This window comes from uncultured Tateyamaria sp. (assembly GCF_947503705.1).
Taxonomy (GTDB): domain Bacteria; phylum Pseudomonadota; class Alphaproteobacteria; order Rhodobacterales; family Rhodobacteraceae; genus Tateyamaria.
In genome coordinates this window covers 66,599-80,458 of sequence record NZ_CANNES010000002.1, presented here as the reverse complement: position 1 = coordinate 80,458, position 13,860 = coordinate 66,599, and the positions used below count along the sequence as shown (strand labels likewise).

Here is a 13,860-nt window from a genome sequence, read left to right as displayed (position 1 = left end):
TTGATCCATGCAAGAACCACGCCTCGACATAAGACACCTGCAAATGATCCGATCCCTTGGTCGGACCGGGCGGGTTGTTGACGCCGCCGACACCCTTGGGCTGACACCTTCGGCATTGTCCCATCGGATAAAAGAGGCCGAGAGGCGCCTTGGTGTGCCGCTCTTTGAACGGACCCACAAGCGATTGCGCATGACGGCCGCGGCGGAATACCTCGCCAACTTCAGTGAAAAATTTCTCGAAGAACTGTTCCTGATCGAAGATGAAGTCCGGCGGATGAACGCAGGCATCGACCATGTCGTGCGCATCGCTGTCGAGAATTACAGCGCCTTCCATTGGTTCCCCAGCTTCCTCGAAAGCTTTCGCACACAGACCGAGCGCATTGACATTCAGATCATGTCTGACACGCGGCGCGGTCTGATCCCGTCGTTACTGGACCGGCACGTGGATCTCGCCATTACCTCTGGTGAACACGGGCACCCGGCCACGCGGGCGTTGCCGCTGTTTACGGATCCTTTGGTGTGCATCTGCGCGCCTGAACACCCGCTGGCAAAGTTCGACACGGTTTCAGCGCGTGACATCGAAGGGCAGAGGTTCATCACATTCACGAAAATCCCTGAACCGGATCAGGAGTTTGCGCGATTGTTTCGCCCCGAAAGGCGCTATCCGACCTGGACCGCATCAGTTGAGATACCGGAAGCGATCATCGAACTGGTCGCGGCCAATCAGGGAACAAGCATCCTCGCCCGATGGGCGGTAGAGCCGCATATCCTGTCCAAGCGCATCGTTGCGCTGCCTTTGTCCCCTAAGCCTATTGTCGTCAATTGGAAGTGCGAGTTTCGCTCTGACGAGCCGGAGCGAAGTCCTGTGGTGCAGGTGGCCGAAGCGTTGCAGGCTTGGTTCGCAAAAGCACACTCGGGGTCCACTTGAACGTTTGATACGCCCAAGGCCCTTTATCTAATCAAAGTCCAAAGACATTGAGGGTTTCCGAAAACCCTTTGAACTGGACCGACGAAACAGGTTGGCATGCCTGATGATCGGACATCTGCGTCCAAGTTGCGTGATCAATCAGGATTGCATGGTCCACGACTTTTGTGTGCGCCTCCAGGCGGGCGGCGAGGTTCACGGTTTTGCCGATGCAGGTGTAGGTCGCGCGCGCATCCGTGCCTGCGTATCCGGCCACAACTTCGCCAGTTGCGATACCAACGCCGATTTTCAGCTCGGGTTGTTCAAGGGCTGCGCGCTCTTCGTTAAGTCCTGCGACCATGCTTTGCATTTCCTGCGCGGCAGAGACGGCGCATTGCGCAGAGTTATCAAGAGGTTGCGGCGCACCAAACAGAGCCATCAACCCGTCTCCCACCATGAGGCTCACGATGCCGCCATGACTGGTCACAGCCTCAAACATCAATGTGTAGTATGTGTTGAGCAGGTCGATTGTGTCTTCGGGCGCCATGTCTTCGGACAGGGCGGTGAAATCACGGATGTCGCAGAACAGAACCGTCGCGCTGATCCGGCGCCCGCCGATGGCGAAGCCCTGTTCGCGCAGGTCCTGTGCCACCTCATCCGTGGCAAAGCGTCGAAGCAGGTCCTTCTGCTCGTCGTAGAGCCGTTTTTTCTCGAGGCTCGAACTTACGCGAGCGTTCAACAGGGTCTTGTTGACAGGCTTGGGGATGTAGTCTTCGGCGCCCAGTTCGATGCAGCGCACGATGTTGTCCAGCCCTTCAACGGACGAGGTTACGATGACTGGCAGATCGCGCAGGTTGCTGTCTGCTTTCAGGGCCTCCAGCACTTCGAACCCGTCCATTTCGGGCATCTCGATGTCGAGAAGCATCATGTCAAAGCTCTGCTCGGACAGCATCTGCATTGCGACTTTGCCGTTCTCGGCGGTCGAGGCACGATGCCCCAATATCTCGACACTGCGGCACATCAACAGACGATTGACCTTGTTGTCGTCCACGATGAGCAGATGGCCCTTTGCATCACGCATCCAAGGCCACCTTCAGGGCTTGAGCGGTCTGATCATAAGTGGTTTCCAGCGATCCGACGGCCAGTTCGGCGTCCTCAAGCGTCCCCAATTCCATGTCACGTGCCTGATTGGCCAACGCGGTGGCACCGAAAATCTGGGCGTTGGATTTGATCGAATGAGCGGCGCGCCGGTAGGCATCTGCATCCTCAGCCGTCGCTGCCTCTTTCAACTGGGCCAACATAACGGGGCCTTCGTTCAGAAAGGTGGCGATCAACTCGGCGGCGAAATCCTGCCCCATCGCTTCACTCAGTTCGTCAAGGACAGAGGCATCAATCAGTGGCTGTGTCATTTGTCTTCCTTCATATGGGGCGGGACGGCCATAAGCGCGTCGATCAACCGTTCGACCCGAATGGGCTTGGCGATATAGTCGTCCATGCCTGCCTCAAGGCACATCTCGCGATCCCCTTGCATCGCGTTGGCGGTCATGGCCACGATCCGGGGGCGGGCATCGGGGGCATTATCGGCAGTGATTCTGCGCGTGGCCTCCAGCCCGTCCATCTCGGGCATCTGAACGTCCATGAGCACAACGTCGTAAGTCTGGCGGGCGACGCTTTCCAATGCCTCTTTGCCGTTGCTCGCCAGATCGGCGCGGTAGCCCATTTGCTCTAACAATCGAATGGCAAGTTTCTGGTTCACCAGATTGTCTTCGGCCAGAAGAATGCGCAAAGGATGGCGCTTGCCCATTTCAGGGTCGGCTTTGGGTTTTGCGGTGGGTTTAGCATCAGGTGCGGGTGCTGCGTTAAACAGGGTCACAAGCGTGTCGAACAGCTGTGATTGTCGCAGCGGTTTGGCGAGGTATGCAGCGCAAAGATCATTGGGTGCGTCGCTGTCGCGCAGACCAAGGGAGCTGAAGAGGATCATGGGCAGATGAGGGCGCAGGGTGCGTATGGCCTTGGCCAATGCCACACCGTCCATGTCAGGCATGTGCATATCGAGGATCGCGAGGTCATAAACGTTTTTCGATTTTAGCCGTTCCAGAGCCGCGGCAGGGGTGGAAAACGCATCTGTTTTGGTGCCCCATTTTTCGGTCTGCAGTGCCAGTATCTTGAGGTTGGTGGCATTGTCGTCAACGATCAACAAACGTTTGCCCACCAGTTCCGATTGCTGCCCGATCAGGGTGCAGGCTTTTATGTCCGGCATATCGGCAGTGGTCGCCGAAATGGTGAAATGAAAGGTTGAACCTTGTCCAGCGCCGTCGCTGGTGGCCCACATCGTTCCCCCCATCAATTCCGCCAACCGCTTGGAGATCGCGAGGCCAAGGCCCGTGCCACCATATTTGCGGGTCGTTGAGCTGTCGGCCTGGCTGAAGGATTGGAAGAGGCGGCTCATGCCCACATCTGTCAGGCCGATGCCGGTATCCTTGACGGTGAATTCAAGGCTCAGCGCGTCCCGTTTGCCAGGCACCGCCTTGACGGACAGGACAACTTCGCCTTCATCCGTGAACTTCACCGCATTGGACAACAGATTAAGCAAAATCTGTCGCATCCGCGTCAGGTCGGCGCTGATGGCAGGGGGTACGCTGTCGTCAAGAATATAGGCCACATCGAGCTGTTTTTCCGCCGCGCGGCCGGCGATCAGGTCGAGAGCGGACTCGATACACTCGCGCAGGTCAAAGGGGTGATCCTCGATATCCATCTGGCCAGCTTCGATTTTTGAAAAATCGAGGATCTCGTTGATGATGCCCAGCAAGGCGTCACCGCTGTCGCGGATGGTGCGTGCGTAATCGTGTTGTTCCGCATCAAGATTTGTGTCGATCAAAAGCCCGCTCATCCCGATGACGGCATTCATGGGCGTTCGGATTTCGTGGCTCATCGTTGCGAGGAACGCGCTTTTGGCTTCATTGGCCTGTTCGGCCGCAGCCCGCGCCTCTTGCGCCTCCTGAAAGAGGCGGACGTTCTCGATGGCAATTACCGCCTGGTCACAGAACGAATTGCCCAACTCGATCTCGTCCTCCGAGAAGGCGCGCGGCGCGTCGGTCCGTGTGAAAATCAGGACGCCGACGCTTTCGCCCTCGCGAATAAGCGGCAGAAACAGAACGGATTTTAGGTTGAATTTGGCAAAGGTGTCCACTTCGTGCGGGGGCAGGTCAACCTTTGTGTGATCGGGGATGTGAACCATTTCGCCAGTAACCACGACACGGGATGGGTAATTGCGGCCTGGATCAATCGGGATTTTCCGACGGACGAGCGTTGTCAGCACCTCGCCATTTTGGACCCCCGCAACAGGCGTCAGGGTGTCGCTGTCCCGCAACATCACAACCACACTGTCGCAGCTCAGCAATTGGTTGCCAGCCTTTGCAATGGCGTGAAAAACCGGCGTCGTGTCTGTGGGCGATTGGCTGATAATGCGCAGAATGTCAGCGCTGGCGGTTTGCCGTGCCAATGCGGCCTCGACCTCGTCGGTGCGCTGTTCCACCTCTTCGAACAGGCGCGTGTTGTTGAGCGCGATTACCGCCTGATCGGCAAAGGTTTCGACCAGTTCAATTTGGCGGGCCGTGAACGGAGTTGGATCGGGACGCGCGAGGTCCAGCACCGCGATTACCACGCCGTCGCGGATCAAGGGCACCGCGATAATGGACCGCCAGCCACCCAATGTGGTTGATTGCGGTGTTGCGAAATCGGGGTCGAGCGTAATGTCGGGAATATGGATCGTGCGGCGTTCCAGTACGGCACGACCGGCAACATTTGTCCGGTCCAAAGCATGCGGATTATTCTGGTGAAAGGTGATCATCTCGGGAGAGCACCCGGTATTCGCCCCCAGAACAAGCTTGTCCCCCTCACGGTTGAACAGAATGCAGATCGACGCATCACACAGCCGCGCGGCCGCCTCGATCAACCGCTGCAAGACCGATGGCAGGTCAAAAGCATCCTCACTGATTGCCTTGAGAACATCGGCGGTGGCGGTCTGTTGTTCGAGTGCCTCCTGGGTGTCGTGAAAAAGCTGGGCGTTCTTGATGGCGATGCCCGCTTGCCGCGCAAAGGTGTCGACCAGATCGATATCGGCCTGTGTCGGTTTGTCCCCTTCGGCGAAGGCCATGATGATCGCACCCCAGACATTGTCGCCGACCCGCATGGGCACGCCAAGTAAGTGCCGAAACCCGGAGGCCTTTGCGATGTCGTGGTCGAAATAGGACGGGTCTTGCGCATCTTCGATATGTTCGATGTCACCAGAGCGGATCACACGTGTGCTCAGCGAGTTTTCGATCAGTGGGGCGGGCCAATTGGCCTTGTACGTCGCCATCTGATCAGACGAGAATCCGTGGCTGGCGCAAAAATGGTTCAACCGTCCGTCATAGCGCCACATGATGCAAAACTGTGCTCCGCACAGTTCCGCCGCCTTGTGGGTGACAAGATCAAAGACCGGCTGCAAGTCCGCGCCGGAGGTGTTGATCACCCTCAGGATGTCCGACGTGGCGGTTTGTCGGCCCAGCGATTGCTGCACCTCACGGAATTGGCGAGTGTTTTCGATGGCCACCACTGCTTGGTCTGCAAAGGTCGCCACCAGGTCGATGTCGCCTCGGGCAAAGCGCGCAACTTCGCGCCGACACAAGACCAGCACCCCCAGCCCCTTGCCGTTTGACACCAAGGGCACGGCGACCCGGGTGCGCAGCCCTTCGCCATCCACCAATTGGCGCATGCCGACAGCACCGTCTTGATAGAGTTTCGTGGTTTTCAGGTCGTCTTGCTGGATGGGGTGTCCTTGCGCAACGCTTTGATACAATGCGTCATTTGGCGTAACGGTCCAGGTGTCCCCGGTTTCCATCGAACGGGTGGCGGCCCCGGCGCTGGCTACCAATTGCCACTGTGTGTGGGCCTCGTTCAGCAAAAGGAGCATCGTCATGGGTGCATTGCACAGCCGTTCCGCGTTCTCGACAATCGCCTGAAACACGGGCGTGTCGTCGTCGCGGCTGTGGCTGATGACGTCCAGAATTTCGGACGAGGCGCGCTCGCGTTCAAGCCGGTTTTGCACCTCGCGGAACTGGCGCACATTGTCGATGGCGATCACGGCTTGAGCGGCAAAGGTCTCGACCAGCGCGATCTCGTCCGCTTTGTAGGGCCGCACTTCTTTGCGGAACAGGATCAGCGCGCCAATGCCCTTACCATTCGAGATCAGCGGCACAAAAAGGTTGGTGCGGATGCCGGTATCGTCCACGACCGTTTTGAAGTGCACGTTGCCAGATCGGTATCCTTCGGTGTCGGCCATGTCCTCGATATGGACAACGCTTCGCGTGATGATCGCTTTGGCGACCATGGAAATCTCCGGGTTCATACTGACCAGCCCGGCGTCATAGACGTCAATCGTAGCCTGATCCGTGCCGATTGAGGCGTTCAAGGTCTGGTGCGTGTCGCCCTCCTGCCCCATGGCAACGGCGGCGGCGTCAGCACCGCACAGGCGTGCCGCGGTTTTCAGGATCACCTCGAACACCGGCTGTTCGTCATCGCGACTTTGGCTGATGACCTCAAGTACATCGGCCATGCCCTGTTCCCGCTCGAGCCGGGTCTGGACTTCGCGGAACTGGCGGACGTTGTCGATGGCAATAACAGCCTGGGCTGCAAAGGTTTCGACCAGCGCAATTTCGTCAGCCGTGAACGGCTTTGGCACGCGCCGCGACAGGGTAATGTTGCCGAAACCGACGCCGTTCCTAAGCAGGGGAACGTTCAGGAACGACCGCACTCCTTCGACATCGACCAATTTGCGCCGACCCTCATGACCTTGCTTGTAAAGCTCGGTTTCCTTGAGGTCTTCGTAATGGACAACGCGGGCCTCGCGCACGGCGATGCACATGCCAAGGGGTAAATCCAATGGAAACGTCGTGCCCAGAGGGAAAGAACCGTAATCATTCGAAGCGCCGGTGGCCTCGATCTGCAACGCAGTGCCCGCATCGTTGAGCAATTGCAGCCCGCTGCCGTCGGCCCCGCACAGCCGTTCCGCCTGTTCCAGGATCGCGTCAAATACAGGTTTTTCGTCGTCGCGGTTTTGGCTGATGACGGCGAGGACCTGTTTGGTGGCCGCCTCGCGTTCCAGCCGCAATTGCATGTCGTGGAACTGCTGGGCGTTGTCGATGGCGATCACGGCCTGGGTGGCAAAGGTGCGGATCAGGGCAATCTCGCTGTCACTGAACGGGTCCACCTCTTGTCGGAAGAGGGTGATCAGGCCGATGGCCGATCCGTCCCGGATCAGCGGAACAAACAGGACACTGCGGATGTAGCTGTCATCGACCATGGAGCGAACGACGGGGCTGCCGTTTTGGTAGAGGTCGCTTTGGCCCATGTCGGGCAGGGCGATCAACTCACCCTCCGCGATGCATTTGGCGGCATAAGACAGGGTCGGATCGACCTTCATCTGGCCTGTTTCAAACAGCTCAATCGCCTTGGGGAACATGCCGACATAGGCGGCCAGGGTCTGGTGGTCGTCCTGGGCCGTGGCCAGAACAAGCCCTGCCATTGGCGCGTTGCAAAGCCGCTGGGCATTTTCGAGGATGGCGTCGAAAATGGGGCCCGTGTCGTGGCGCGAGGCGTTGATGGCCTGCATGATTTGCGACATCGCCGCCAACTGCGCCACGGTGTCCGAGGCGCTGAGGGTGGCGTCCTGATCAGACGCAGGCCGTATGGCGGCGGGGCGGTTTTCTCGTTCCAATGGGTGCAAATCGCTTTGTCTGAAAGGCTCAAATACCGTTCAGGTCAGGCTAGCGGCAAATGCGGTGTGACGCTATCGGTATCGTTTCACCCCCTGGCACGAAAAAGGCCTGACCCTTTGGCAAAGGTCAGGCCCGGTTTTGTTCGGCAATGTGGGCTAATTAAGCCCGCAACCCCGTTTCCTTGTCAAATACATGCACTAGCTCGGGCTTGATGCCAAAGCCGATGGTCGACCCTTTTTCCTGCAGTGGCGGTTTTTCCGTCTTGGCGATGAATTCGACGCCCGTGGCGGTGATCAGGTGCACAAGGGCGTATTCACCCAGATTTTCCACCAGTTCCAACCGCCCTTCGACAACCGCGCCGGCGCCATCCGTTGGCACCAGGTGTTCGGGGCGCAGGCCAACGTTGTCTTTGTCAGAGATCGCGCGGCCAAGGGTCGTTGCCGCGGTGGGTGCGAGATCAGCGGCACCGAAGAAGTTCATTTTCGGGCTGCCGATGAATTGCGCCACAAAGGCGTTGTTGGGCCGCTCGTAAAGCTCGATGGGGCTGCCCACTTGTTCGATCCGGCCATCGCGCAGAACAACGATCTTGTCGGCCAGCGTCATAGCCTCGACCTGATCGTGGGTCACGTAGATCATCGTAGTCTTGAGCCGTTCGTGCAGGCGCGCAATCTCAAGGCGGGTCTGCACGCGCAGAGCGGCATCCAGGTTCGAGAGCGGTTCGTCAAAGAGGAACACATCGGGGTCGCGTACGATGGCGCGGCCGATGGCAACCCGCTGGCGTTGACCACCCGACAGGTTGCGCGGGCTGCGATCCAGATAGTCTTTGATCTGCAGGATCTCTGCAGCGGCCTGCACACGGCGGTCAATCTCTGCCGGGTCGGTCTTGGCCTGCTTCAGACCAAAGGCCATGTTCTTATAGACGGTCATGTGCGGGTAAAGCGCGTAGGTCTGGAAAACCATCGCAACCCCACGTTTGGAGGCGGCCACCTCGTTGACTTCGCGGTCGCCAATGGCCACCGATCCGCCCGAGATTTCCTCAAGCCCTGCGATCATGCGCAGCAGGGTGGATTTGCCGCAGCCCGAAGGCCCCACAAACACAACGAACTCGCCATCCTCGATATCAAGATCGACGCCGTGCATCACTTGAGTTGCACCATAGCTTTTGCGCACATCGCGCAGTGTCAGACCGGCCATTTTGTCTCCATTTCTGCAATCTCGCGGCGCAACGCGTCCGCGAATTCTGGATATGTTTCGGGAAGGTCGCTCCAGAGCTGGCGACTGGTGATAAAGGCGTCAGTGCCCAGCATCGCGCTCAGCGCGCTCCACTGTGGTTCGACGTAGTCAAAGGGTATTTTGCCCGCCGCCACATGGCTTGCGAACACATGCCAACTGGCGATGCTGCGGATGGTGTGGATCGGCATGATCCCCTGCTCAAAACAGCCCCGCAGCGTGGGTTGGATAAAGATCGGGAACTTGGCCATGCCATCGGCACAAATGCGCGCGACGGTGTCGCCAATGGCGCGGTTGCCAAAGCGGTCGGCAATCTGCGACAGGTATAAGTCCTTTGAAAAGGGCAGGGGCAGTGTAATCGCAGGCAGAACTTCGCGGCTTTCAAAGTTGTGGAAATGCGCGTTGAGTTCAGGCACTCGCATGGCGGCATCAAAGGTTTCGACCCCTTTGAGCGCGGCCAGATAGCACAACGCTGTGTGGCCGCCGTTCAGCACGCGGATCTTGGTTTCCTCATACGGGTCCACATCCGAGGTGACAGTCACGCCAGCCCGACCCAGATCGGGCATAGGGCCACTGGCACTGTCCTGAAGCACCCATTGCATGAAGTCTTCGGCCATGATGGGCGAGGTCACGTCCACACCAATGAGAGCAGACAGATCTGCCGCCAGGGCGTCTGAACTGCGCGGCGTGATCCGATCCACCATCGAGCAGGGGAAGGCGACATTTTCGCTGACCCATTTGGCCAGGGCCGCATCATTGCAGGCCTCGAGATAGTCCATGAGGTTGCGGCGCAGCATCTTGCCGTTCTGGCGGATGTTGTCACAGCACGCGATGGTCAAAGGCGCGCCCGACTGCTCCATACGCTGGCGCAGGGCCGCACGCAGATAGCCATAGACGCTGCTGGCCGATGCCCCTGAGACTTCGCTGGCGATGACCGGGTTCTGGCGGTTCAAGTTGCCATTCGGATCGGTGTAATAGCCGCTTTCGGTGACAGTGATCGTAACCAGGTGCACCGACGGGGCGGCCAAAAGGGCCTCTGTCGGGGCGGGCGCATCGCTCCAATCCGCGAAATAGACGTGAGCACGGACGCGGCGCAGGGTCTCTTCGCCCTTGGCGGATACCGATTTCAGGAAATAGCCGTCATGACGCGCTGTGTCTTCTGCCGCTTTCTGGAATTGTCCCGCCTCGGAGGCGCGCAGATTTACCGCGGCAATTCCCCAGCGCAGATCGCCTGATGCATCCATGTAGTCATCAAGATACACTGCCTGATGCGCCCGGTGGAACGCCCCAAAGCCCAGATGCACCACGCCAATGGCGCACGCAGCCCGGTCATAGGTGGTCGCATGGACCCGCGATGTCGTGGACAGGTTCATGATGAATGCTCCAGAGTGGGGGCAAGGTCTTTGCGCGCGGTTTCGCGGTATTCTGACGGGGTCATGCCCTTCACTTTCAAGAAATGCCGATTGAAGTTGGCAAGGTTCTGGAACCCGGCCTGCAAGCTGATTTTCGAGATCGGATCATCGGTGGCGTAGAGCATCCCGCAGGCCTGTCCGATGCGGACGCTGTTGACGAATTCCACGAATTTGTGCCCCGTCACGGCCTGAAAATTCCGGCTGAATGTGGCTTGGGTCATGCGAGCCTTTTCTGCCGCCTGGGCCACAGACATCTCTTCCTTGAAGTTGGACACGATGTAATCCACGGCCTCGCCAATGCGGGCATGTTTGCTGCCACCCCCGGCTTGCACCAGTTTGCTCACCGACAGCACCTTTTTCTCCGCATGTTCATTGAGGCGGACAAGGAAACGGATGAAGGCCAGAATGCGTTCGGGGCCTTCATTGTTGCGGATGCTCTCGAAATGGCCACGCGCAAAGGTGGGGTTGAAGCCCTGGAACTGGATTCCCGACTGTGCGAGGGTCAGCATATTGCGCACCTCATTGAACTCGGGGAACCCTTCGGCTAGTTTCTCAAAGCTTTCGTGGCTGAACTGGACCAGCATGTCCCGCATCTCAAGCGGTTCGGTCCACACCTTGTCGGTGACCCAGTTGTGGGGCAGGTTCGGGCCCGTCAGGAACAGATCACCGGCCTCGAAGTCACCGATATAGTCGCCGACAAAGGCTTTGCCCCGTGTCGCCACGATCAGGTGCAATTCGTATTCTTCATGGGCGTGCCAGCGGCAGAGTTCCGTGGGCCAGCCGTGTTCCAGGTAACGGATCGACCGGGTTGTTCGATCCACAAGCTCGATCTTGGGTTCAATAATCGACATGGCCCTACCTCAACACATTGCCGCCATCGACACCGATGGTCTGGGCGGTCATATACGCTGATTGATCGCTGGCCAGAAAGACCGCGGCGCGAGCCACGTCGTCCGGTGTACCCATGTAGCCAAGGGGCACAGCCTCGCCGACTTCGCGTTTCTTTTGGCCAAGTTCCTTGCCCTCAAACCGGGCAAACAGGGCGTCAACGGTGGCCCACATCGGCGTGTCGATCACACCGGGGCTGATCGCGTTGACGCGGATCTTGTGCGGGGCAAGGGCCAATGCAGCCGATTGTGTGTAACTGATCACGGCGGCTTTGGTCGCGCAATAATGCGCCACCAAAGCTTCGCCGCGATGTCCTGCTTGGGAGGCAAGATTGATGATGGACCCGGGCTTGCCCTCTGCCACCATCGATTTGGCGCACGCCTGCATGACGGCATAGAAACCGCGTACATTGACACCAAAGAGTTTGTCGAGTTGGGCCAGATCGCCTTCTTCGAGAATGCTGCCCATGGCAAAGAGGGCGGCATTGTTGAACAGGATGTCAGGCTTGATCTCGGTGATCCAGTCCGTGAGGGCACTCAGCCCGTCTTCGCTGGCCATGTCGAACTTGGCATATGTTGCGGGCCCATCAAAGCTGTCCGCGATATCCGTGGCATAGACCGTGGCCCCCAGCGCCGCAAAATGCGCCACTGCACTGGCGCCGATGCCGCCGGCAGCGCCGGTGACAAGGGCAGTTTTGCCAGTGAGATCCGTGGGGGCCGCGTTCAGGGTCATTACTTCACCGCCCCGAATGTCAGGCCTTGGACCAGCTGTTTCTGACAGAACCAGCCCAGCACGATGATCGGGCCGACGGCAGCCGTGGACACAGCCGACAACCGGCCAAAGAAGAGGCCCTCGGGCGCGCGGTTACCTTCGATCAGCTTGGACAGCGTCGCCGCCTCGGTCGTGGTCAGACGCACGGTCCAGTATGCTTCGTTCCAGCAGAAGATGAAGCAAAGCAGCGCCGTAGAGGCCACGCCACCCCAGGCCAGCGGGATCAGGATATCCTTGATCTCGCCCCAAGTGGTGACGCCGTCCATTTTCGAGGCTTCGATGATCTCTTTGGGGATCTCTTTGAAATAGGTGAATAGCATCCAGATCACGATGGGCAGGTTGATCAGACACAGGACCAGAATGACCAGGAAGTGGGTGTCAAAGATGCCCAGGAAGTTCTTGGTCAGGAAGGTCATAGGATAAAGCACGGCCGCAGCGGGCAGCATCTTGGTCGACAGCATCCACATCAGGATGTCCTTGGTGTGGCGGGACGGGTTGAACGCCATGGCATAGGCCGATGGCACGCCCACGAAAAGTGCAAAGAGCGTAGCGAAGGTCGAGGTGATGACTGAGTTGATGGCAAAGCGCCAGTAATCGTAGTTCTCGGTCATGTTGGTGTAGTTTTCCAGCGTCGGCGTGAAGAAGAACAGGAACTCCGGCTTCACCGCGTCGGCGTCTGTCTTGAAGCTGGTGAAGACCAGCCAGAAGATCGGAAAGAAGAAGATCAGGGCCACAACCCAGGCCACGACGGGCCAGAAGATGTTACTGAATTTGGAAGTTTGAGCGACAGTTGCCATTGGTCTTTCCCCTTAGTCCATCAGACTTTTGCCAACCATACGCAGCAAGAAGATTGCGATGATGTTGGCAAGGATTACGGCGAAGATGCCCGTGGCGCTTGCAGCACCGATATTGTTGGAGGTGAATTCACCGATCAGGTAGGGCAGGTTCTTGTTCCCATTCCCGCGGCTGACGATTTCGATCTCGGCATAAAGCGACAGGTGAAAGATCGACTGGATCATCACGACGATTGCGATGGGCCGCGCCAGGTGGGGCACCGTCAGGTTGATGAATTGCGACCATGCGCCTGCACCGTCCAGGGTAGCCGCTTCTTTTTGCGACTCGTCCTCGGATTGCAATGAGGTCATGAAGATCAGCACCGCAAAGGGCGTCCATTGCCATGTCACCATCATGATGACCGCATAGGCCGAGGTTTGCGTGGCTCGGAACGAGATCGGTTCAAGTTCTGGCCAAAGCGAGAAGAAGGCGCCCAGAACCGGGAAGTCGCGTAGCCCGTCGATTATGTTGTTCAGGCCGCCCACTGCGATCCCTTGCAGGCCCAGGACCGGATCGAGGATCATGTTGATCCACAAAACCGCGTTCACCGCAGGCATCACAAAGAAGGGCGAGATCAACAGGACCCGCACAATGCCGCGCCCGGGGAAGGTCCGGTTGACCAGGACCGCGATGCCGAGGCCCAGGATGACTGTCAGGACCAGAATGCTGCTGACGATCAGGACAGAGTTTTGGATGGCGAACCAGAAGTCCTTGGCGTTGAGAACGTATTCATAGTTCCCGAAGCCACGCCAGTTGCTGATGCTGGGCGTCGTCCACTCGGGGCGCCGCAGGCTGTTCAGTACGTAGCGGATGAAAGAGAAATAGAGCGTCATGCTGAGGGGGACGAGCATCCAAATCAGCAGCAGCACAACGGCAGGTGTTTGGAGCAATTTGGGTATCGTTCTATCGGCCATGTCTAGAGATCCCTTGCAAATCGAGAGTTGCACTGAGTGTGTTGAAAGCGTTTGTCGTGTGTCAAGCAGCGGCGCAGGAAACGGGCGCGAGGGCCAAACCAAACAGGGCTATCCGCTGGGGGTGAAAGGCCCGATATCAAAACCGACCG

General features: G+C 58.4%; 10 protein-coding genes. 1 reads left to right on the top strand and 9 read right to left on the bottom strand.

Annotated features, from left to right (window positions below; all coding sequences use genetic code 11):
- Window positions 1-7: 7 nt before the first annotated feature.
- On the top strand, window positions 8-928 hold the full coding sequence (locus tag Q1A44_RS06515) for a LysR family transcriptional regulator (RefSeq protein ID WP_299621660.1): 921 nt from the start codon (window positions 8-10) through the stop codon (window positions 926-928).
- A gap of 31 nt (window positions 929-959) precedes the next feature.
- Here Q1A44_RS06515 and Q1A44_RS06510 read toward each other — a convergent pair whose 3' ends face one another.
- The 9 genes from Q1A44_RS06510 to Q1A44_RS06470 form a co-directional block, all read right to left on the bottom strand.
- Window positions 960-1,985 (bottom strand): adenylate/guanylate cyclase domain-containing protein, encoded by a 1,026-nt coding sequence (locus Q1A44_RS06510; protein WP_299621657.1) that lies wholly within the window; start codon window positions 1,983-1,985, stop codon window positions 960-962.
- Entirely contained in the window at window positions 1,978-2,313 is a 336-nt protein-coding gene (locus tag Q1A44_RS06505) for an Hpt domain-containing protein (RefSeq protein ID WP_299621653.1), read from the bottom strand. Before Q1A44_RS06505 ends, Q1A44_RS06510 begins: the two co-directional genes overlap by 8 nt.
- Window positions 2,310-7,661: a GAF domain-containing protein gene (locus Q1A44_RS06500; protein ID WP_299621650.1), complete on the bottom strand. Its 5,352-nt coding sequence runs from the start codon at window positions 7,659-7,661 to the stop codon at window positions 2,310-2,312. The genes Q1A44_RS06505 and Q1A44_RS06500 overlap by 4 nt, the downstream gene beginning before the upstream one ends.
- A gap of 160 nt (window positions 7,662-7,821) precedes the next feature.
- A complete protein-coding gene (gene ugpC / locus Q1A44_RS06495; RefSeq protein ID WP_299621647.1) occupies window positions 7,822-8,856 on the bottom strand; it encodes a sn-glycerol-3-phosphate ABC transporter ATP-binding protein UgpC in 1,035 nt (344 codons plus the stop codon).
- Window positions 8,844-10,265, bottom strand: a complete 1,422-nt coding sequence (locus tag Q1A44_RS06490) for a mannitol dehydrogenase family protein (protein ID WP_299621644.1) — start codon at window positions 10,263-10,265, stop codon at window positions 8,844-8,846. The genes ugpC and Q1A44_RS06490 overlap by 13 nt, the downstream gene beginning before the upstream one ends.
- The gene (locus Q1A44_RS06485; RefSeq protein ID WP_299621641.1) at window positions 10,262-11,155 is read right to left on the bottom strand and encodes an AraC family transcriptional regulator; all 894 of its coding nucleotides are present in this window, start codon (window positions 11,153-11,155) and stop codon (window positions 10,262-10,264) included. Before Q1A44_RS06485 ends, Q1A44_RS06490 begins: the two co-directional genes overlap by 4 nt.
- 4 nt (window positions 11,156-11,159) lie before the next feature.
- A complete protein-coding gene (locus Q1A44_RS06480) occupies window positions 11,160-11,924 on the bottom strand; it encodes an SDR family oxidoreductase (RefSeq protein WP_299621638.1) in 765 nt (254 codons plus the stop codon).
- Window positions 11,924-12,760, bottom strand: coding sequence for a carbohydrate ABC transporter permease (locus Q1A44_RS06475; protein ID WP_299621634.1), 837 nt, complete (start codon window positions 12,758-12,760; stop codon window positions 11,924-11,926). The genes Q1A44_RS06480 and Q1A44_RS06475 overlap by 1 nt, the downstream gene beginning before the upstream one ends.
- Window positions 12,761-12,772: 12 nt before the next feature.
- Window positions 12,773-13,711: a carbohydrate ABC transporter permease gene (locus Q1A44_RS06470; RefSeq protein ID WP_299621631.1), complete on the bottom strand. Its 939-nt coding sequence runs from the start codon at window positions 13,709-13,711 to the stop codon at window positions 12,773-12,775.
- Window positions 13,712-13,860 lie beyond the last annotated feature (149 nt).